This is a genomic window from Serpens gallinarum (genome assembly GCF_014836765.1).
Classification (GTDB): Bacteria; Pseudomonadota; Gammaproteobacteria; order Pseudomonadales; family Pseudomonadaceae; genus Serpens; species Serpens gallinarum.
This window is the reverse complement of record NZ_JACSQG010000015.1, coordinates 14,007-33,078: the sequence shown is the minus strand read 5'-3', so window position 1 is coordinate 33,078 and position 19,072 is coordinate 14,007. Positions and strand designations below refer to the sequence as shown.

The following is a 19,072-nucleotide window of genomic DNA, read 5'->3' as shown; positions in this document are numbered from 1 at the left end:
ATGGGTCAGAAAGTACATCCCACTGGCATTCGCCTGGGTATCGTCAAGGAGCACACCTCCGTTTGGTATGCAGAAAAAGGCCAATACGCCGATTATCTGCTCGCCGACATCAAGGTGCGTGAATATCTCCACGACAAACTAAAAAACGCGTCCATTAGCCGCATCGACATTGCTCGTCCGGCTCAGACTGCACGTATCACCATCCACACCGCTCGTCCCGGCATCGTGATCGGCAAGAAAGGTGAAGATGTTGAGAAGCTGCGTCAGGACCTGACCAAGCAAATGGGTGTGCCGGTGCACATCAATATCGAAGAGATCCGCAAGCCGGAGCTCGACGCCATGCTGGTTGCACAGAGCGTTGCTCAGCAGCTGGAGCGTCGCGTGATGTTCCGTCGCGCCATGAAGCGCGCTGTACAGAACGCCATGCGCATTGGTGCCAAGGGCATCAAGATCCAGGTCAGTGGTCGTTTGGGTGGGGCTGAAATCGCCCGCACCGAATGGTATCGCGAAGGTCGTGTGCCTCTGCACACCCTGCGTGCCGATATCGATTACAACACCTACGAAGCGCACACCACCTACGGTGTGATCGGTGTCAAGGTTTGGATCTTCAAGGGCGAGGTCATCGGTGGCCGCCAGGAAGAGCTCAAGCCGCAGGCGCCCGCTCCTCGTAAAGCTGCCAAGAAATAAGGAGTACGCCAAATGTTGCAACCAAAGCGTACGAAGTTCCGCAAGCAGATGACTGGCCACAACCGTGGCTTGGCCCAGCGCGGTAGCAAAGTCAGCTTCGGCGAGTTTGCACTGAAGTCCGTGGGCCGTGGTCGTTTGACTGCTCGCCAGATCGAAGCTGCACGTCGTGCACTCACCCGTCACGTGAAGCGTGGCGGCAAGATCTGGATCCGCGTCTTCCCCGACAAGCCTGTCACCAAAAAGCCCCTCGAAGTTCGTATGGGTAAAGGTAAGGGCAGCGTCGAGTACTGGGTAGCCCAGATTCAGCCGGGCAAGGTGCTTTACGAGATCGAGGGTGTTTCCGAAGAGCTGGCGCGTGAGGCATTCGCCCTGGCCGCTGCAAAGCTGCCGCTCGCCACCTCCTTTGTTAAGCGGACGGTGATGTGATGAAAGCGAATGAACTTCGTGAAAAATCAGCACAGCAGCTGAACGAGCAACTGCTCGGCCTGCTGCGCGACCAGTTCAATCTGCGCATGCAGAAAGCAACTGGCCAGTTGGGGCAGTCTCACCTGCTCTCGCAAGTTAAGCGTGACATCGCTCGCGTGAAAACTGTGCTCAACCAGCAGGCAGGTAAGTGATCATGGCTGAAGCCGAAAAGACAGTCCGTACGCTGACCGGCCGTGTTGTCAGCGACAAGATGGACAAAACCATCACCGTTCTGATCGAGCGTCGCGTAAAGCACCCGATCTACGGTAAGTATGTGAAGCGTTCGACCAAGCTGCACGCCCACGACGAAACCAACCAGTGCCGTACCGGCGACAAGGTCACCATCCGTGAGACCCGTCCGCTGGCCAAGACCAAGACTTGGGCCCTGGTGGAAGTCGTTGAACGCGCAGTGGAAGTCTAAGGACTAGGGGTCGGAGAAATTTTATGATTCAGACTCAATCCATGCTCGACGTCGCTGACAACAGCGGTGCTCGTCGCGTTATGTGCATCAAGGTCCTCGGTGGTTCGCACCGCCGTTACGCCGGTATCGGCGACATCATCAAGGTCACGGTCAAGGAAGCAATTCCGCGTGGCAAGGTGAAGAAGGGCCAGGTGATGACCGCTGTTGTCGTGCGTACCCGTCATGGCGTGCGCCGTCCCGACGGTTCCATCATTCGTTTCGACGGTAACGCTGCTGTTCTGCTGAACAACAAGCAAGAGCCGATCGGCACCCGCATCTTCGGGCCGGTGACTCGTGAACTTCGTACCGAGAAGTTCATGAAGATCGTTTCGCTCGCCCCCGAAGTGCTGTAAGGAGAAGCCGTCATGCAAAAGATTCGTCGTGAAGACGAGATCATCGTGATCGCCGGCAAAGACAAGGGCAAGCGTGGCAAGGTGCTCAAGGTGCTCGCTGACGACCGTCTGGTCGTTGGTGGGATCAACCTGGTGAAGCGCCACACCAAGCCGAACCCGATGCTGGGCGTTCAAGGCGGTATCGTCGAGAAAGAAGCTCCGCTGCACGTTTCCAACGTTGCGATTTTCAATGCTGAAACCAACAAGGCTGACCGCGTTGGCTTCAAGGTTGAAGACGGCAAGAAAATTCGTGTCTTCAAGTCCACCCAGAAGCCGGTTGGCGCTTGAGCATCGTAGGTAAAACACCATGGCACGACTGAAAGAGATTTACCGGAAGGAAATCGCGCCCAAGCTGAAGGAAGAGCTTCAGCTGGCCAACGTGATGGAAACTCCGCGCGTTACCAAGATCACCCTGAACATGGGCCTGGGCGAAGCAATCGGTGACAAGAAGATCATCGATAACGCAGTAGCCGACCTGGAAAAAATCACCGGCCAAAAGCCGGTGGTTACCTACGCTCGCAAGTCGATCGCTGGCTTCAAAGTCCGCGAAGGCTGGCCGATCGGGGTCAAGGTCACTCTGCGTGGCAATCATATGTACGAGTTCCTGGATCGCCTGCTCTCCATCTCCCTGCCGCGCGTGCGTGACTTCCGCGGCCTGAATGCCAAGTCCTTTGACGGTCGTGGCAACTACAGCATGGGTGTCAAAGAGCAGATCATCTTCCCGGAAATCGATTACGACAAGATCGATGCGCTTCGTGGTTTGGACATCACCCTGACCACTTCCGCCCGTAACGATGATGAAGGCCGTGCGCTGCTGCGCGCCTTCAACTTCCCGTTCCGCAACTGATTGGAGTAGGAAATGGCCAAACAGAGCATGAAAAACCGTGAGCTGAAGCGTCAGCAAACGGTCGCCAAGTACGCCAAAAAGCGTGCCGAGCTGAAAGCTATCATTGCCAACCCGAACTCCACTCAGGAAGCTCGTTGGGAAGCTCAGGTAGCACTGCAAAAGCAACCGCGTGACGCGAGCGCCGCTCGTCTGCGCAATCGTTGCCGTCTGACCGGTCGTCCGCACGGTGTTTACCGTAAGTTCGGCCTGTCCCGTAACATGCTGCGTCAAGCAGCCATGCGCGGCGACGTACCAGGTCTGGTCAAGGCCAGCTGGTAAGTGCGAAGCGACACGGGGAGCAATCTTCGTGTGCCTCGACAAATCAAATCAAGCCCCTCTGGGGCTTGATTTGTTTCTGGGTGATCTCTAGAATTGCCGGCTCGCCAGAGCCCGGCTTTTTTGTTTTAGAGCAGCTCGGGCGATTATGAGCCGCAAGGCTATTTTTCTGTATTAGGAGCGTCTAGCCCATGAGTATGCAGGACCCGTTAGCGGACATGCTAACTCGTATCCGTAATGCCCAGATGGCTGAAAAGTCCGTCGTAAGCATGCCGGCTTCCAAGCTGAAGGTGGCAGTTGCCAACGTTCTCAAGAACGAAGGTTACATTTCGGGTTACCAAGTCAGCAGCGATGCCAAGCCGCTGCTGTCCATCGAGCTGAAGTATTTCGAAGGCCGTCCGGTTATCGAAGAGCTGAAGCGCGCCAGTCGTCCTGGCCTGCGCCAGTACAAATCCGTAGACCAGCTGCCGAAAGTACGCGGTGGTTTGGGTGTGTCGATCGTTTCCACCAATAAAGGTGTGATGACTGATCGTGCTGCCCGTGCCGCTGGCGTGGGTGGCGAAGTACTCTGCACTGTGTTCTAAGGGGGGATAAGCATGTCTCGCGTTGCTAAGAACCCCGTCAAGCTGCCCGCTGGCGTTGAAATCAAGCTGTCCGGCCAGCAGCTTTCGGTGAAGGGTGCCAAGGGCGCTCTGGAACTGAATATTCATCCGTCTGTTGAAGTCATCCAGGAGTCTGACGAGCTGCGCTTTGCTGCTCGCAATGGTGATCAGCAGAACCGTGCGATGGCCGGCACTACCCGTGCGCTGGTCAACAACATGGTAGTCGGCGTCAGCCAAGGCTTTGAGCGCAAGCTCCAGCTGGTGGGTGTCGGTTACAGGGCTCAGGCCAAAGGTCAAGTGCTGTCCCTTGCCCTCGGCTTCTCGCACCCGGTCGAATACGAACTGCCGCAAGGCGTCACCGCTGAAACCCCGAGCCAGACCGATATCGTAATCAAAGGTATCGATAAGCAGGTGGTAGGCCAGGTGGCTGCTGAAATCCGCGACTTCCGTCGTCCCGAGCCGTATAAGGGCAAGGGCGTGCGTTACGCGGACGAAGTGGTCCGTCGTAAAGAAGCTAAGAAGAAGTAGGGCATAGCAAATGAGCGTAAAGAAAGAAACTCGTCTGCGTCGCGCTCGCAAGGCACGCCTGAAAATGCGCGAGCTGGAAGCCGTACGCCTCTGCGTGTACCGCTCTTCCCAGCACATTTACGCCCAGGTCATTTCGGCCGACGGCGGCAAGGTTCTGGTTTCGGCCTCGACCTTGGACAAAGAACTGCGTGATGCTGCCACCGGCAACATCGACGCGGCCAAAAAGGTTGGTCAACTGGTGGCTGAGCGTGCGAAAGCCGCTGGCATTTCCCAGGTTGCGTTCGACCGTTCTGGCTTCAAGTACCACGGTCGTGTGAAAGCGCTGGCCGATGCTGCTCGTGAAGGCGGGCTGGAGTTCTAAGTTATGGCAAATCACGAGCAAAAGCGCGATCGCGACAATCGCGACGATAGCCGCGACGAAGGCTACATCGAGAAGCTGGTACAGGTTAATCGTGTTGCCAAGACCGTTAAAGGCGGCCGTATCTTCACTTTCACCGCGCTGAGCGTGGTGGGTGATGGCAAGGGTCGTGTTGGTTTCGGTCGTGGCAAGTCCCGCGAAGTACCGGCGGCCATTCAGAAGGCTATGGAAGCGGCTCGCCGCAACATGATCCAGGTCGACCTGAACGGCACTACCCTGCAGTACCCGATCAAGTCCGCACATGGCGCCTCCAAGGTGTACATGCAGCCGGCTTCCGAAGGTACCGGCGTAATCGCTGGTGGTGCCATGCGCGCCATCCTTGAAGTCGCTGGCGTGCAGAACGTTCTGGCCAAGTGCTATGGCTCCACCAACCCGGTGAACGTGGTGTATGCCACCTTCAAGGGTCTGAAGTCCATGCAGGCGCCGGCCAGCGTTGCAGCCAAGCGTGGCAAGAGCGTCGAGGAGATTCTCTAACCATGGCTAATACTGTCAAAGTCACGCTGATCAAGAGCGTGAATGGCCGACTGGCCAATCACAAGGCGTGCGTCAAGGGCCTCGGCCTGCGTCGCATTGGTCATACCGTCGAAGTTCAGGACACCCCTGAAAATCGCGGCATGATCAACAAGGCCTACTACCTGCTGCGCGTGGAGGGTTAACCATGAAACTGAATGACCTGCGCTCCGCGCCGGGTGCACGCCGCGAAAAGGCTCGCCCCGGTCGTGGTATCGGTAGCGGTCTGGGTAAGACCGGTGGTCGCGGCCACAAGGGTCAGACCTCTCGCTCCGGTGGCTCCATCGCCCCCGGCTTCGAGGGTGGTCAGCAGCCGATTTACCGTCGTTTGCCGAAATTCGGTTTCACCTCGCTGAAAGCCATGGACCGCGCGGAGATTCGTACCTCCGAACTGGGCAAGGTAGAAGGCGATGTGGTCTCTGTGCAAACGCTGAAGGATGCCAACCTGATCGGCCAACACGTACAGCGCGTCAAGGTAATGCTGTCCGGTGAGGTCGCTCGTGCTGTCACCCTTAAAGGTATCGCCGTCACCAAGGGTGCACGTGCGGCTATCGAAGCAGCTGGCGGAAAATTCGAGGACTAAATGGCTAAGCAAGGTGCTCTCTCTGCGCTAAGCAACGGCGGGTTGTCCGAGCTCTGGGCTCGACTGCGCTTCCTGTTCCTGGCGATCATCGTCTATCGGATCGGTGCGCATATTCCGGTTCCCGGAATCAACCCTGACCGTTTGGCTGAGTTGTTCAGCCAGAACGAGGGGACCATTCTTAGCCTGTTCAACATGTTTTCCGGCGGCGCGCTGGAACGGATGAGTATCTTCGCTTTGGGGATCATGCCGTACATTTCGGCATCGATCATCATGCAGTTGATGACCGCCGTCAGCCCGCAGCTGGAGCAGTTGAAGAAGGAAGGGGAAGCTGGCCGTCGCAAGATCAGCCAGTACACCCGCTACGGCACCCTGGTGCTGGCAATCGTTCAGGCTGTTGGCATGTCCATCGGCCTGGCAAGCCAGGGTGTAGCCTTTGCAGCTGATTTCGGCTTCCATTTCGTGGCCATCACCACCTTCGTGGCGGGTGCCATGTTCATGATGTGGTTGGGCGAGCAGATCACTGAGCGCGGCGTCGGTAATGGCATTTCGATGCTGATTTTTGCCGGTATCGTTGCAGGTCTGCCGTCGGCGATCGGTCAGTCGTTCGAGTCAGCGCGGCAAGGCGATATCAACATCGTCGCGTTGCTGGTCATTGGCCTGTTGGCTGTTGCGATCATTGGTTTCGTGGTGTTCATTGAGCGTGGTCAACGCCGCATTGCGGTGCACTACGCCAAGCGTCAGCAAGGCCGCAAGGTCTTCGCTGCGCAGACCAGCCACTTGCCGCTGAAAGTGAATATGGCAGGGGTGATCCCGGCTATTTTTGCCAGCAGTATCCTGTTGTTCCCGGCATCGCTGGGGCAGTGGTTCGGACAGTCCGAGAACATGGGCTGGCTGCAGGATATTTCTCAGTCGATCGCGCCGGGTCAGCCGTTGAACATCTTGCTGTTTAGCGCAGGGATCATCTTCTTCTGCTTCTTCTACACAGCGCTGATGTTCAATCCGAAAGACGTAGCGGAAAACCTGAAGAAGTCCGGTGCCTTTATCCCGGGTATCCGTCCGGGCGAGCAGTCGGCGCGTTACATTGATGGCGTTCTGACTCGTTTGACCATGTTCGGTGCTCTGTACATGACGGCCGTCTGCCTGTTGCCCCAGTTCCTGGTGGTTGCGGCCAACGTTCCGTTCTATCTTGGCGGGACCTCGTTGCTGATCGTTGTCGTGGTTGTGATGGACTTTATGTCTCAAGTGCAGTCGCACCTCGTGTCGCACCAGTACGAATCCCTGATGAAGAAAGCCAACCTGAAGGGCTATGGCAGCGGCATGCTCCGCTGAAGCATTCAGGAAGGTTCTAGGAGTTACTGATGAAAGTTCGTGCATCGGTCAAGAAGCTTTGCCGTAACTGCAAGATTGTCCGTCGCGACGGCGTCGTGCGGGTAATCTGCAAGGCGGAGCCGCGTCACAAGCAGCGCCAAGGCTGAGTGTGATACAGCGTCAATAGCCCGACAGCTAGTGTGCTGTCGGGTTGATTAATCGTTCCTACAGCGTTAATATCTCGCGCCCTATTTCTTGGCTTCCGGGGCGTAGGTAGCTGTCAATTGGAGTTTCACTGAATGGCCCGTATTGCAGGCGTCAACATTCCAGATAACAAGCATGCTGTTATCTCGCTGACCTACATCTACGGTGTTGGTCGCACCACTGCACAGCAACTCTGTGCCGCTGCCGGCGTAAATCCGGCTGCGAAGATCAAGGATCTCTCTGACGAGCAGATCGAACAGCTGCGTGGCGAAGTCGGCAAGCTCACCACTGAAGGTGACCTGCGCCGCGAAACCAACATGAACATCAAGCGTTTGATGGACCTCGGTTGCTACCGTGGTCTGCGTCATCGTCGCGGTCTGCCGGTTCGCGGTCAGCGCACCAAGACCAATGCGCGTACCCGTAAGGGCCCGCGTAAGCCGATCCGCAAGTAATCGCGTAGGAATCTAGTCATGGCAAAACCTGCTGCTCGTCCTCGTAAGAAGGTCAAAAAAACAGTCGTTGATGGGATCGCTCACGTCCACGCCTCGTTTAACAACACCATCGTGACCATCACTGACCGTCAGGGCAATGCTCTGTCCTGGGCTACCTCTGGTGGTTCGGGTTTCCGCGGTTCGCGTAAGTCCACCCCGTTCGCTGCCCAGGTGGCTGCAGAGCGTGCTGGTCAAGCTGCGCTGGAATATGGTCTGAAAAATCTTGACGTGAATGTCAAGGGTCCCGGTCCAGGTCGTGAGTCCGCAGTGCGTGCTCTTAACGGCTGCGGCTATAAAATCGCCAGCATCACCGACGTGACGCCCATCCCGCATAACGGGTGCCGTCCGCCGAAGAAGCGTCGCGTGTAATAGGAGACAGTGAAAAATGGCACGTTACATTGGTCCCAAATGCAAACTGTCTCGCCGTGAAGGCACCGACCTCTTCCTGAAGAGTGGTGCACGCGCGCTCGATTCCAAATGCAAGCTCGAACAGGCTCCTGGCCAGCACGGTCAGCGTCGCGGTCGTCTTTCCGACTACGGCACCCAGCTGCGTGAAAAGCAGAAAGTTCGCCGTATCTACGGTGTGCTTGAGCGTCAGTTCAGCGGTTACTACAAGCTGGCCGCCAGCCGTAAAGGCGCTACTGGCGAAAACCTGCTGCAGTTGCTGGAATGCCGTCTGGATAACGTTGTGTACCGCATCGGCTTTGGCGCTACCCGCGCTGAATCCCGCCAGTTGGTTTCCCACAAGTCGATCACTGTTAACGGTCAAACCGTGAACATCCCGTCCTACCAGGTGAAAGCCGGTGACGTGGTGGCAGTTCGTGAGAAATCCAAGAACCAGCTGCGCATCGCCCAGGCCCTTGAATTGGCTGCTCAGCGCGGTCGTGCCGAATGGATCGAAGTTGACGCCGAGAAGAAGTCCGGTGTGTTCAAGAACGTTCCGGCTCGTAGCGATCTGTCCGCCGACATCAATGAAAGCCTGATTGTCGAGCTCTACTCCAAGTAAGGGCTAGAAAATAGGTGTATCCATGCAGAGTTCGGTAAATGAGTTCCTGACCCCCCGTCACATTGATGTTCAGGTGGTCAGTCCGACCCGCGCCAAGATTACGCTCGAGCCTCTCGAGCGTGGCTTTGGCCATACCTTGGGCAACGCGCTGCGTCGCATCCTGTTGTCCTCCATGCCTGGCTGTGCAGTGGTCGAGGTCGAAATCGATGGCGTGCTCCATGAGTACAGCGCCATCGAGGGTGTGCAGGAAGATGTCATCGAAATCCTGCTCAACCTGAAAGGCCTGGCCGTCAAGCTGCACGGCCGTGACGAAGTTACGCTGAGCCTTTCCAAGAAGGGTCCGGGCGTGGTCACCGCTGCCGATATTCAGCTGGATCACGATGTCGAAATCGTCAATGGCGACCACGTTATCGCCAATCTGGCTGATAACGGCGTGCTGAACATGAAGCTCAAGGTGGCGCGCGGCCGTGGCTATGAGCCCGCCGATGCCCGTCAGAGTGACGAAGACGAAAGCCGCAGCATTGGTCGCTTGCAGCTGGATGCTTCCTTCAGTCCGGTTCGCCGTATTGCCTACGTGGTGGAAAACGCCCGTGTCGAGCAGCGTACCAACCTGGACAAGCTGGTTATCGATCTGGAAACCAACGGTACTCTAGATCCCGAAGAGTCGATTCGCCGAGCCGCGACCATCCTGCAGCAGCAGCTGGCCGCCTTCGTCGACCTTAAGGGTGACACCGTTCCGGAAGTGGTCGAGCAGGAAGACGAGATTGATCCGATCCTGTTGCGCCCGGTCGACGACCTTGAGCTGACCGTTCGTTCGGCCAACTGCCTGAAGGCGGAGAACATCTACTACATCGGTGATCTGATCCAGCGCACCGAAGTCGAGCTGTTGAAAACTCCGAACCTTGGCAAGAAGTCCCTGACCGAGATCAAGGACGTTCTGGCTTCCCGTGGTCTGTCCCTCGGTATGCGCCTCGATAACTGGCCGCCGGCAAGTCTGAAGAAGGACGATAAGGCCACTGCCTGATCGTCCCCAATCACCGAACTGAACGTTTGGTAAGGAATTTCAATCATGCGTCATCGTAAAAGTGGCCGTCATCTGAGCCGCACCAGCGCACACCGCAAGGCCATGTTCCAAAACATGGCGGTGTCGCTGTTCGAGCACGAACTGATCAAGACCACCCTGCCGAAAGCCAAGGAACTGCGCCGCGTTGCCGAGCCGCTGATCACTCTGGCTAAGGTAGACAGCGTCGCCAACCGTCGTCTGGCCTTCGACCGTACCCGTTCGAAAGCCATCGTCGGCAAGCTGTTCAACGATCTGGGCAAGCGCTACGCCACCCGTCAGGGCGGTTACCTGCGTATCCTCAAGTGCGGCTTCCGCGCTGGGGACAATGCTCCGATGGCCTACGTCGAGCTGGTTGACCGTCCGGTCGCTGGTACCGTCGAAGCCGCGGCCGAGTAATATCGGTTGTCAAAAAAAACCGGGCCATGTGCCCGGTTTTTTTATGTCCGTAAAAAAATCAATCGAAGGCTTTGATTTTGCGCATTAGAGGTCATGCGGCGGTGCCCCTAAGATGGCTGCCATCAACCGGTTGAACCCGGGGTGAACCGAATGCAAATCAAGGAGTAATGCCATGACTGACAAGCCGAAGCTGACCACCGTTGCCGGGGCTCCCGTCGCCGAAAACCAGAACGTGATGACCGCGGGTCCACGCGGCCCCATGCTGCTGCAAGACGTCTGGTTTCTTGAGAAGCTCGCCCACTTCGACCGTGAGGTGATCCCCGAGCGGCGTATGCATGCCAAGGGCTCCGGTGCATTCGGCGAATTCGTGGTCACTCACGACATCACCCGTTATACCAAGGCCAGGATTTTCTCCGAGGTGGGCAAAAAGACGCCAATGTTCGCGCGATTCTCGACGGTGGCCGGTGAGCGCGGTGCGGCGGATGCCGAGCGTGATATTCGTGGCTACGCCCTTAAGTTCTATACCGAGCAAGGCAACTGGGACATGGTCGGCAATAACACGCCGGTGTTCTTCTTTCGCGACCCGCTGAAGTTCCCTGACCTTAACCATGCGGTCAAGCGCGATCCGCGCACCAACATGCGCAATGCCAACAATAACTGGGACTTCTGGACCAGCCTGCCTGAGGCGCTGCACCAGATCACCTATGTGATGGGTGACCGTGGTATTCCGGCTTCCTACCGGCATATGCACGGTTTCGGCTCGCACACCTACAGCTTCATCAGCGCCGACAACCAGCGCTACTGGGTCAAGTTTCACTTCAAGACCCAGCAGGGCATCAAGAACCTGACGGACCAAGAAGCCGCGGCCATCGTTGCCAATGACCGTGAAAGCTCACAGCGCGACCTGTTCGAGTCGATCGAGCGTGGGGATTTCCCACGCTGGACCATGTATGTACAGGTGATGCCGGAAGCTGAAGCGACCTCGTACCGCTTCCATCCCTTCGACCTGACCAAGGTCTGGTCGAAAAAGGACTATCCGCTGATCGAGGTGGGCTACTACGAGTTGAACCGCAACGCGGACAACTATTTCCAGGACGTCGAGCAGGCTGCGTTTACGCCGGCCAACGTGGTGCCCGGTATCAGCTTCTCGCCTGACCGCATGTTGCAGGGGCGCCTGTTCTCCTATGGCGACGCGCAGCGTTATCGCCTGGGAGTCAACCACCACCAGATTCCGGTCAACGCCCCGCGTTGCCCGGTGCATAGCTACCACCGCGACGGAGCGATGCGGGTCGACGGCAACCACGGCGGTCGTCTGCACTACGAGCCGAACACCTATGGCGAATGGCAGGAACAACCTGATTTCAGCGAACCGCCACTGGCGTTGGAAGGCGCTGCCGCCCGCTATGATTATCGTGCGGACGACAACGACTACTTCACCCAACCAGGCAACCTGTTCCGCCTGATGGGTTCTGAAGAGCAGCAGCGGCTGTTCGGCAACACGGCGCGGGCAATGGGTGATGCGGCGCGGCATATCAAGCTGCGTCACATTCTCCACTGCTACAAGGCGGATCCGGCCTATGGCACCGGCGTGGCGAATGCCTTGGGTATTCCGGTGGAAGAAGCCCTGTAACTGGCTTCGGGGTAACAAAAAAGAGCCCGCAGCATGCTGCGGGCTCTTTGCTTTTCAAACTAATCCAGCCGCGACGCGAAAAGGTACAGCCAGGCGCGCCAAATGGCACCAACTGTCAGCCCTTGTCGCGCTCCAGCAGCGGCTTGAGGAAATGCCCGGTGTGCGACTGTGGCAGGTCCGCAACTTGTTCCGGCGTGCCGGTGGCGATGATTTGACCACCCCGGTAACCCCCTTCGGGGCCGAGATCGACCAGCCAGTCGGCGGTTTTGATCACGTCCAGGTTGTGTTCAATGACCACTACGGTGTTGCCGTTGTCACGCAGGCGATGCAGCACGTCCAGTAATTGCTGAATGTCGGCGAAATGCAGCCCGGTGGTGGGTTCGTCCAGGATGTACAACGTCTTACCGGTGTCCCGTTTGGACAATTCTCGGGACAGTTTCACTCGTTGGGCCTCGCCGCCGGACAGCGTGGTCGCGCTCTGGCCCAGCTTGATGTACGAAAGGCCGACATCAATCAGGGTTTGCAGCTTGCGCGCCACGGCCGGTACGGGGTCGAAGAATTCGCGCGCTTCCTCGATGGTCATCTCCAGTACCTGATGGATGCTCTTGCCCTTGTACTTCACTTCCAGGGTTTCGCGGTTGTAGCGCTTGCCCTTGCAGACATCGCAGGGCACATAGATGTCCGGCAGAAAATGCATTTCCACTTTGATCACGCCATCGCCCTGGCAGGCCTCGCAGCGCCCGCCCTTGACGTTGAAAGAGAAACGCCCCGGGCCGTAACCGCGCGAGCGGGCTTCCGGCACGCCGGAGAACAGCTCGCGAATGGGCGTGAACAGTCCCGTATAGGTGGCCGGGTTGGAGCGGGGCGTGCGACCGATCGGGCTCTGGTCGATGTCGACGACCTTGTCCAGGTGCTGCAGGCCATCCAGGGAAGTATAAGGAGCGACCTCCAGCGTGGTCGCACCATTTAGCGCGGTCGCGGTAATCGGGAACAGGGTATTGTTGATCAGCGTCGATTTGCCCGAGCCGGACACACCGGTCACGCAGGTCAATAGGCCAAGCGGAATTTCCAAGTCGACGTTCTGCAGGTTATTGCCGCGCGCGCCTTTGAGCTTGAGCAGTTTATTCGGATTGCGAACCGTGCGCTCGGCGCGGTAGCGGATTTTTTCGCGCCCCGACAAGTACTTGCCCGTCAGCGAGTCCGGGTGGGCCATGACCTCGGACGGTGTGCCTTCAGCGACAATCCTGCCGCCATGCACCCCGGCACCGGGACCGATGTCCACGACGTAATCGGCCAGGCGGATGGCGTCCTCGTCGTGCTCCACCACGATCACCGTGTTGCCCAGGTTACGCAGGTGGGTGAGGGTGCCCAACAGGCGTTCGTTGTCACGCTGATGCAGGCCAATGGACGGTTCGTCGAGGATGTACATGACGCCGACCAGGCCGGCGCCGATCTGGCTGGCCAGGCGAATGCGCTGGGCTTCGCCGCCGGACAGCGTGTCGGCGCTGCGTTCCAGGGTCAGGTAATCGAGGCCGACATTGACCAGGAACTCCAGACGTTCGCGAATTTCCTTGAGGATCTTGGCAGCGATTTCGCCGCGCCGTCCGGGCAGGGAGAGGTCGGCAAAGTAGGCGCAGGCATCGCCCACCGGCAGGCTGGTCACCGCCGGCAGGGTTTTTTCCCCGACCCAGACATGGCGTGCTTCGCGGCGCAGGCGGGTGCCGCGGCAATCCGGGCAGGGTTGTGTGGCCAGGTACTTGGCCAGTTCCTCGCGCACCGAGTTCGACTCGGTCTCGCGGTAGCGGCGCTCCAGGTTGGGAATGATCCCTTCAAAAGGGTGCGAACGTTTGACGATATCGCCGCGGTCGTTGAGGTAGCGGAAATCGACCGAGTCCTTGCCGCTACCAAACAGGATCGCTTTCTGGTCTTCGGCAGACAGGGTTTCAAAAGGGCGCTCCAAGCTGAAGCCGTAATGACTGGCCAGCGAGCCGAGCATCTGAAAGTAGTACACGTTGCGCCGGTCCCAGCCGCGAATCGCACCTTCGGCGAGGGTCAGTTCGCCATTGACCAGGCGTTTGGCATCGAAGAACTGTTTTACCCCGAGGCCGTCGCAGGTGCCGCATGCCCCAGCCGGATTGTTGAAGGAGAACAGCTTGGGTTCCAGTTCACTGATCGAATGGCCGCACACCGGGCAGGCATAGCGCGCGGAGAAAATCAGTTCTTCCTGCTCGTCGTCATCCATTGGTGCGATCAGGGCAATGCCGTCGGCCAGTTTGAGTGCGGTCTCGAACGACTCGGCCAAGCGCTGTTGCAGGTCGGCGCGGACCTTGAAGCGGTCCACCACCACATCAATGGAATGTTTTTTCTGTTTATCCAGCTTGGGCGGCTCATCCAGCTCATAGAGCCTGCCGTTGACCCGTGCGCGGACGAAGCCCTGGGCGCGCAGTTCATCGAAGACCGCCAGGTGTTCACCCTTGCGCTCGCGAATAATCGGCGCGAGTAGCATCAGCTTGCTGCCTTCGGGCAGCGCCACGACTTGGTCGACCATCTGGCTGACCGTCTGGGCTTCCAGGGGCAGGTCGTGATCCGGGCAGCGTGGAGTCCCGGCCCGCGCATACAGCAGACGCAGGTAGTCGTAGATTTCCGTAATGGTGCCAACCGTCGAGCGTGGGTTATGCGACGTGGATTTCTGCTCGATGGAAATCGCCGGCGACAGGCCTTCAATGGTGTCGACATCGGGCTTTTCCATCACCGATAAAAACTGCCGGGCGTACGCCGACAGCGACTCGACATAGCGGCGCTGGCCTTCGGCGTACAGGGTGTCGAAAGCCAGCGAGGACTTACCCGAGCCGGACAGCCCGGTAATGACAATCAGCTTGTCACGGGGCAGGGTCAGGTCGATGTTTTTCAGGTTATGGGTGCGTGCCCCACGAATCAGAATCTTGTCCACGTACTGCGGCCTCGCATGGCGGGCGGAAACGGCAAAGTATACGGCTGGCCGGCAAGCCGCGTCAGCTTTGGCTGGGGTTGAGTTCACCGGGCGCGGCGCTTTGCCCGAGCCCTTGGCGGCTCGGCCTGCTAGAATCGGCGCCGGTTTTCATGAGGGATTTCCATGCACGATCCGCATAGCGAGCGTATGTCGCCGGTCGAGCTGAAGGCTGCCGGCGGACTGTCGCTGGTCTTCGCCTTCCGCATGCTCGGCATGTTCATGGTGCTGCCGGTTCTCGCCACCTATGGGCAGGATCTGGCCGGCAGTACCCCGGCACTCATTGGCCTGGCCATTGGGGCGTATGGCCTGACCCAGGCGGTGCTGCAGATTCCCTTTGGCATGCTGTCCGACCGCATCGGTCGGCGCCCGGTCATTTATGTAGGTCTGCTGATTTTTGCCGCCGGTGCGGTGCTGGCGGCCAATGCCGATTCCATCTGGGGCGTGATTGCCGGGCGTGTCCTGCAAGGCGCCGGGGCGATTTCCGCCGCAGTTATGGCGCTGATGTCCGACCTGACCCGTGAACAGCACCGTACCAAGGCCATGGCGATGATCGGCATGAGCATCGGCTTGTCGTTTGCGGTGGCAATGGTGGTCGGTCCGTTGCTGACCCGGGCGTTCGGGTTGTCCGGTTTGTTCTGGGCAACGGCGGCCATGGCGTTGCTGGGTATTCTGATTATCGCTGGGTTGGTACCACGCAGTGCAGGCCCCCTGCAGCATCGCGAATCCGGTGTGGCGCGCCAGGCGTTGCGTGCGACGTTGCGCCATGGCGATCTGCTGCGCCTGGACGCCGGTATTTTCGTGCTGCATGCGATCCTCATGGCCAGTTTTGTGGCATTGCCGATCTCGCTGGTGGAGCAGGGTGGTCTGCCCCGCGAAGAGCACTGGTGGGTGTATCTGGTCGCAATGCTGGTGGGCTTCTTTGGCATGCTGCCGTTCATCATCTATGCCGAAAAAAAGCGCCAGATGAAGCGGGTCTTGACCGGCGCGGTGCTCGTGCTGCTGTTCTGCGAGCTGTATTTTTGGCAGGTGGGCCACAGCCTCATGGCGCTGGTAATCGGCGCCATCCTGTTCTTCACCGCGTTCAACCTGCTGGAAGCTTCGTTGCCCTCGCTGATCAGCAAGGTGTCGCCGGCCGGCGGCAAAGGTACGGCGATGGGCGTGTATTCCACCAGTCAGTTCCTGGGGGCGGCGCTCGGCGGCATCCTGGGCGGCTGGTTGATGCAGGTCGGCGGACTGGACGGCGTGTTCATCGGCTGTGCGCTGCTCTGCGCACTGTGGGCGATAATTGCTGTTACCATGCGCGAGCCTCCCTATGTGACCAGCTTGCGCTTGCCGCTGTCGCCGACGGCAATGGCCGATGCCGGGCTGACCGAGCGGTTGCTGGCAGTGCCGGGCGTAGCGGATGCCGTAGTGGTGGCTGAGGAAGCCGCCCTCTATATTAAAGTGGATACCGAACAATTGGATCGCACGTCTCTTGAGCGCCTGGTCGAACCAGCGCCTGCGTGCTGAAGCCTAGGAGAACGTCATGGCCCGTGGGGTTAACAAAGTCATACTGATCGGCAACGTCGGCGGTGATCCGGAAACCCGCTACCTGCCCAACGGCAATGCGGTAACCAATATCACGCTGGCCACCACCGACAGCTGGAAGGACAAGCAGACCGGCCAACAGCAGGAGCGCACCGAATGGCACCGCGTGGTGTTCTTCGGCAGGCTGGCGGAAATCGCCGGCGAATACCTGCGCAAGGGTTCACAATGCTACGTTGAAGGCCGCCTGCAAACCCGCGAGTGGGAGAAGGACGGCGTCAAGCGCTATACCACGGAAATCGTCGTGGACATCAGCGGCACCCTGCAATTGCTGGGTGGCCGTGGCGGCAGCAGCGAAGGCGGCGACTACGCCCAGCGAGCTCCGCGTCCGCCGCGTGAGCAGGCGCCGCAGCAGCAAGCTGCCCCGCGACCCACTCCGAAACCGGCGGCTCAGCAGCCCGCACCGGATTACGACAGCTTCGATGATGACATTCCGTTCTAAACGGTGTCTGAAAAAACGCAGCCTAGGCTGCGTTTTTTTTCGTTGAGACTTGCGCCGTGATCACGCGAAGCCATGCTACGGCTCGCTGTTTCCTGTTGCACAGGTGATCTGCCCGCTGCGCAGCAGGTTGCCATTGGCCTGGTAGCGTAGTACAGAAGGTATGACAGTGATCGGGGCGTGACGATGTTCAACGAAACACGCAAAATGCCTCCCAGACGCGGCATGCCTTCCAAGACCGCATTTCAGATGGATCCTACTGATTTCCCATGCAGCGAACCCGTACTTCATACCTGCAAGAGTTGATGCCATGCGCATGCGCCTGATGTTGCTCGGTGGTGGTAATTCACTGGGCCAGGCACTGATTGCCCAGGGGGCCGAAGAAGACATCGGCTTTATTGCACCGCGCCCGCCGCTGCATGGCTGGGATGTCGCCAGCCTGACCCAGCTCCTTGACGATACCCGCCCCGATGCGTTGATTAATCTGGCCTATTACTTCGACTGGTTCCAGAGCGAGACGGTCTGCGCGCAGCGCTTTGCCGAGCAGGAACAGGCCGTCGAGCGCCTGGCCGAGCTTTGCCAGCACCACGGCATCGTGCTGCTGCAACCGTCCAGCTATCGGGTGTTCGATGGCGGGCGCGCCACCGCCTACAGTGAAAAAGACGAGGCCATGCCGCTGGGGCTGCGTGGGCAATCACTCTGGCGCATGGAGCAGTGCATTCGGGCGATCTGCCCGCGGCATGTTCTGTTACGTCTGGGCTGGGTGCTGGATGACAGCTCCGAAGGCATTCTTGGTCGGTTGTTGCAGCGTGCCGATCTAGCGGGTGAACTGGAATTGGCCGATGACCGGCGTGGCAATCCCTGCCCCGTGGATGATGTGGCCCGGGTCATTCTGGCTGTGCTCAAGCAGCTGGACTGTGCGGCGCCGCTGTGGGGTACCTACCACTACGGCGGTCAGGAGGCGACCACTCCGCTGACTGTGGGGCAGGCTATTCTTGCCGAGGCGCGAAGTCTGCGCAGCATGCCCAGCGTGGAAATCGCCGCCAAGGCTCACGCAGCCTGTGTTGATGCGGCGGAAGAGCCCCAGCATGCAGTGCTGGCTTGCAAGAAGATTCTCAATACCTTTGGCGTCAAACCGCGTGCTTGGCGCACGGGCCTGACGCCCTTACTGGATCGTTATTTCCGTCATGAATGATGCCCCGATACTGATCACCGGCGGTGCCGGCTTCATTGGCTCCAACCTGGCCGATGCCTTGTTGGCGCGTGGTTATGCCGTGCGCGTGCTGGACAACCTGTCCACCGGCAAACACGCCAACCTGCAACTGGAGCATCCGCGCCTGAGCCTGATCGAAGGCGATGTCGCAGATGCCGCCGTGGTGCGCCAGGCCTTGCAGGGCTGCCAGGCGGTGGTGCACCTGGCAGCGGTGGCCTCGGTGCAGGCGTCGGTGGACGACCCGGTGGGCACTCACCAGAGCAATCTGGTCGGCACCCTGAACCTGTGCGAGGCGATGCGCGAGCAGGGCGTGCGTCGCGTGGTGTTCGCGTCCAGCGCCGCGGTGTATGGCAACAATGGCGAAGGCGAGGCAATCGACGAAGATACGCCCAAGGCACCGCTGACACCCTATGCGGCGGACAAACTGGCCAGTGAGTATTACCTGGACTTCTATCGTCGCCAGCATGGCCTGGAGCCGGCGATCTTCCGTTTCTTTAATATCTTCGGGCCACGTCAGGACCCGTCTTCGCCCTATTCCGGGGTAATCAGCATCTTTACCGAGCGGGCGCAAAAAGGCTTGCCCATCAGCGTGTTCGGGGATGGAGAGCAGACCCGCGACTTCGTGTATGTCGGCGACCTGGTTGAGGTGCTGGTGCAGGCGCTGGAAGCCGAAACGCTGGAAGCAGGCGCGGTCAATCTTGGCCTGAGTCGGGCCACCAGCTTGAACCAGTTGCTGGGTGCCATCGGCGATGTGCTCGGCGGTTTGCCCGAAGTGAGCCACCTTCCGGCGCGTGCCGGAGATATTCGTCATTCGCGGGCCAACAATGCACGGCTGCTGGCGCGTTTTGCATTCCCCGAGCCGACCGGCATGCGTGAAGGGCTGGCGAAGTTGTTAGGGCGTTCATAACAGTTGCTGCTGTAAACAAAAAAAGGCGCCGAATT

Annotated in this window: 27 protein-coding genes; 26 read left to right on the top strand and 1 reads right to left on the bottom strand. The window is 59.0% G+C overall.

Annotated features, from left to right (window positions below; all coding sequences use genetic code 11):
• From rpsC to H9642_RS17465, 22 genes are all read left to right on the top strand, one after another.
• The gene (rpsC, locus tag H9642_RS17570; protein ID WP_251837769.1) at positions 1 to 687 is read left to right on the top strand and encodes a 30S ribosomal protein S3; all 687 of its coding nucleotides are present in this window, start codon (positions 1 to 3) and stop codon (positions 685 to 687) included.
• Positions 688 to 699: 12 nt separating this feature from the next.
• Positions 700 to 1,113, top strand: a complete 414-nt coding sequence (rplP, locus tag H9642_RS17565) for a 50S ribosomal protein L16 (RefSeq protein WP_251837768.1) — start codon at positions 700 to 702, stop codon at positions 1,111 to 1,113.
• Positions 1,113 to 1,304, top strand: coding sequence for a 50S ribosomal protein L29 (gene rpmC, locus H9642_RS17560; protein WP_002555481.1), 192 nt, complete (start codon positions 1,113 to 1,115; stop codon positions 1,302 to 1,304). Before rplP ends, rpmC begins: the two co-directional genes overlap by 1 nt.
• Positions 1,305 to 1,306: 2 nt before the next feature.
• Positions 1,307 to 1,573, top strand: a complete 267-nt coding sequence (gene rpsQ, locus H9642_RS17555) for a 30S ribosomal protein S17 (RefSeq protein ID WP_251837767.1) — start codon at positions 1,307 to 1,309, stop codon at positions 1,571 to 1,573.
• Positions 1,574 to 1,596: 23 nt separating this feature from the next.
• Entirely contained in the window at positions 1,597 to 1,965 is a 369-nt protein-coding gene (gene rplN, locus H9642_RS17550; RefSeq protein WP_003281831.1) for a 50S ribosomal protein L14, read from the top strand.
• A 12-nt stretch (positions 1,966 to 1,977) separates the two neighbouring features.
• Entirely contained in the window at positions 1,978 to 2,292 is a 315-nt protein-coding gene (gene rplX, locus H9642_RS17545) for a 50S ribosomal protein L24 (RefSeq protein WP_251837766.1), read from the top strand.
• Positions 2,293 to 2,311: 19 nt separating this feature from the next.
• Entirely contained in the window at positions 2,312 to 2,851 is a 540-nt protein-coding gene (rplE, locus tag H9642_RS17540; protein ID WP_251837765.1) for a 50S ribosomal protein L5, read from the top strand.
• 12 nt (positions 2,852 to 2,863) lie between these two features.
• Positions 2,864 to 3,169, top strand: coding sequence for a 30S ribosomal protein S14 (rpsN, locus tag H9642_RS17535; protein ID WP_251837764.1), 306 nt, complete (start codon positions 2,864 to 2,866; stop codon positions 3,167 to 3,169).
• A 188-nt stretch (positions 3,170 to 3,357) separates the two neighbouring features.
• Positions 3,358 to 3,750, top strand: a complete 393-nt coding sequence (gene rpsH / locus H9642_RS17530; RefSeq protein WP_251837763.1) for a 30S ribosomal protein S8 — start codon at positions 3,358 to 3,360, stop codon at positions 3,748 to 3,750.
• 12 nt (positions 3,751 to 3,762) lie between these two features.
• Positions 3,763 to 4,296, top strand: a complete 534-nt coding sequence (gene rplF / locus H9642_RS17525; protein ID WP_251837762.1) for a 50S ribosomal protein L6 — start codon at positions 3,763 to 3,765, stop codon at positions 4,294 to 4,296.
• 10 nt (positions 4,297 to 4,306) lie between these two features.
• Complete coding sequence (gene rplR / locus H9642_RS17520) at positions 4,307 to 4,657, top strand: 50S ribosomal protein L18 (protein WP_251837761.1); 351 nt, start codon at positions 4,307 to 4,309, stop codon at positions 4,655 to 4,657.
• Between the two features lie 3 nt (positions 4,658 to 4,660).
• Complete coding sequence (gene rpsE / locus H9642_RS17515; protein WP_251837760.1) at positions 4,661 to 5,188, top strand: 30S ribosomal protein S5; 528 nt, start codon at positions 4,661 to 4,663, stop codon at positions 5,186 to 5,188.
• A 2-nt stretch (positions 5,189 to 5,190) separates the two neighbouring features.
• Positions 5,191 to 5,370, top strand: a complete 180-nt coding sequence (gene rpmD, locus H9642_RS17510) for a 50S ribosomal protein L30 (protein WP_093985653.1) — start codon at positions 5,191 to 5,193, stop codon at positions 5,368 to 5,370.
• A 2-nt stretch (positions 5,371 to 5,372) separates the two neighbouring features.
• Positions 5,373 to 5,807, top strand: a complete 435-nt coding sequence (gene rplO, locus H9642_RS17505; RefSeq protein WP_251837759.1) for a 50S ribosomal protein L15 — start codon at positions 5,373 to 5,375, stop codon at positions 5,805 to 5,807.
• Complete coding sequence (gene secY, locus H9642_RS17500; RefSeq protein WP_251837758.1) at positions 5,808 to 7,136, top strand: preprotein translocase subunit SecY; 1,329 nt, start codon at positions 5,808 to 5,810, stop codon at positions 7,134 to 7,136.
• A 29-nt stretch (positions 7,137 to 7,165) separates the two neighbouring features.
• Positions 7,166 to 7,282, top strand: coding sequence for a 50S ribosomal protein L36 (gene rpmJ, locus H9642_RS17495; protein WP_027590520.1), 117 nt, complete (start codon positions 7,166 to 7,168; stop codon positions 7,280 to 7,282).
• A gap of 132 nt (positions 7,283 to 7,414) precedes the next feature.
• On the top strand, positions 7,415 to 7,771 hold the full coding sequence (rpsM, locus tag H9642_RS17490) for a 30S ribosomal protein S13 (protein ID WP_251837757.1): 357 nt from the start codon (positions 7,415 to 7,417) through the stop codon (positions 7,769 to 7,771).
• Between the two features lie 18 nt (positions 7,772 to 7,789).
• The gene (gene rpsK / locus H9642_RS17485; protein WP_251837756.1) at positions 7,790 to 8,179 is read left to right on the top strand and encodes a 30S ribosomal protein S11; all 390 of its coding nucleotides are present in this window, start codon (positions 7,790 to 7,792) and stop codon (positions 8,177 to 8,179) included.
• Between the two features lie 16 nt (positions 8,180 to 8,195).
• Complete coding sequence (gene rpsD / locus H9642_RS17480; RefSeq protein ID WP_251837755.1) at positions 8,196 to 8,816, top strand: 30S ribosomal protein S4; 621 nt, start codon at positions 8,196 to 8,198, stop codon at positions 8,814 to 8,816.
• A gap of 22 nt (positions 8,817 to 8,838) precedes the next feature.
• Complete coding sequence (locus tag H9642_RS17475; protein WP_251837754.1) at positions 8,839 to 9,840, top strand: DNA-directed RNA polymerase subunit alpha; 1,002 nt, start codon at positions 8,839 to 8,841, stop codon at positions 9,838 to 9,840.
• Positions 9,841 to 9,885: 45 nt separating this feature from the next.
• Positions 9,886 to 10,275 carry a 50S ribosomal protein L17 gene (gene rplQ, locus H9642_RS17470; RefSeq protein ID WP_251837753.1) on the top strand — a complete coding sequence of 130 codons (390 nt, stop codon included), beginning with the start codon at positions 9,886 to 9,888 and terminating at the stop codon, positions 10,273 to 10,275.
• A gap of 172 nt (positions 10,276 to 10,447) precedes the next feature.
• On the top strand, positions 10,448 to 11,905 hold the full coding sequence (locus H9642_RS17465) for a catalase (RefSeq protein ID WP_251837752.1): 1,458 nt from the start codon (positions 10,448 to 10,450) through the stop codon (positions 11,903 to 11,905).
• 115 nt (positions 11,906 to 12,020) lie between these two features.
• On the opposite strand, the gene uvrA is transcribed toward H9642_RS17465, so the two are convergent.
• Positions 12,021 to 14,855, bottom strand: coding sequence for an excinuclease ABC subunit UvrA (uvrA, locus tag H9642_RS17460; protein ID WP_251837751.1), 2,835 nt, complete (start codon positions 14,853 to 14,855; stop codon positions 12,021 to 12,023).
• A 162-nt stretch (positions 14,856 to 15,017) separates the two neighbouring features.
• Between uvrA and H9642_RS17455 the strand changes: the two genes are divergently transcribed.
• From H9642_RS17455 to H9642_RS17440, 4 genes are all read left to right on the top strand, one after another.
• Positions 15,018 to 16,403: an MFS transporter gene (locus H9642_RS17455; protein WP_251837750.1), complete on the top strand. Its 1,386-nt coding sequence runs from the start codon at positions 15,018 to 15,020 to the stop codon at positions 16,401 to 16,403.
• 16 nt (positions 16,404 to 16,419) lie between these two features.
• Positions 16,420 to 16,920, top strand: coding sequence for a single-stranded DNA-binding protein (locus H9642_RS17450; protein WP_251837749.1), 501 nt, complete (start codon positions 16,420 to 16,422; stop codon positions 16,918 to 16,920).
• Positions 16,921 to 17,227: 307 nt separating this feature from the next.
• A complete protein-coding gene (locus tag H9642_RS17445) occupies positions 17,228 to 18,112 on the top strand; it encodes a sugar nucleotide-binding protein (RefSeq protein ID WP_251837748.1) in 885 nt (294 codons plus the stop codon).
• On the top strand, positions 18,105 to 19,037 hold the full coding sequence (locus tag H9642_RS17440; RefSeq protein ID WP_251837747.1) for an SDR family NAD(P)-dependent oxidoreductase: 933 nt from the start codon (positions 18,105 to 18,107) through the stop codon (positions 19,035 to 19,037). The genes H9642_RS17445 and H9642_RS17440 overlap by 8 nt, the downstream gene beginning before the upstream one ends.
• The last annotated feature ends 35 nt before the right edge of the window (positions 19,038 to 19,072 follow it).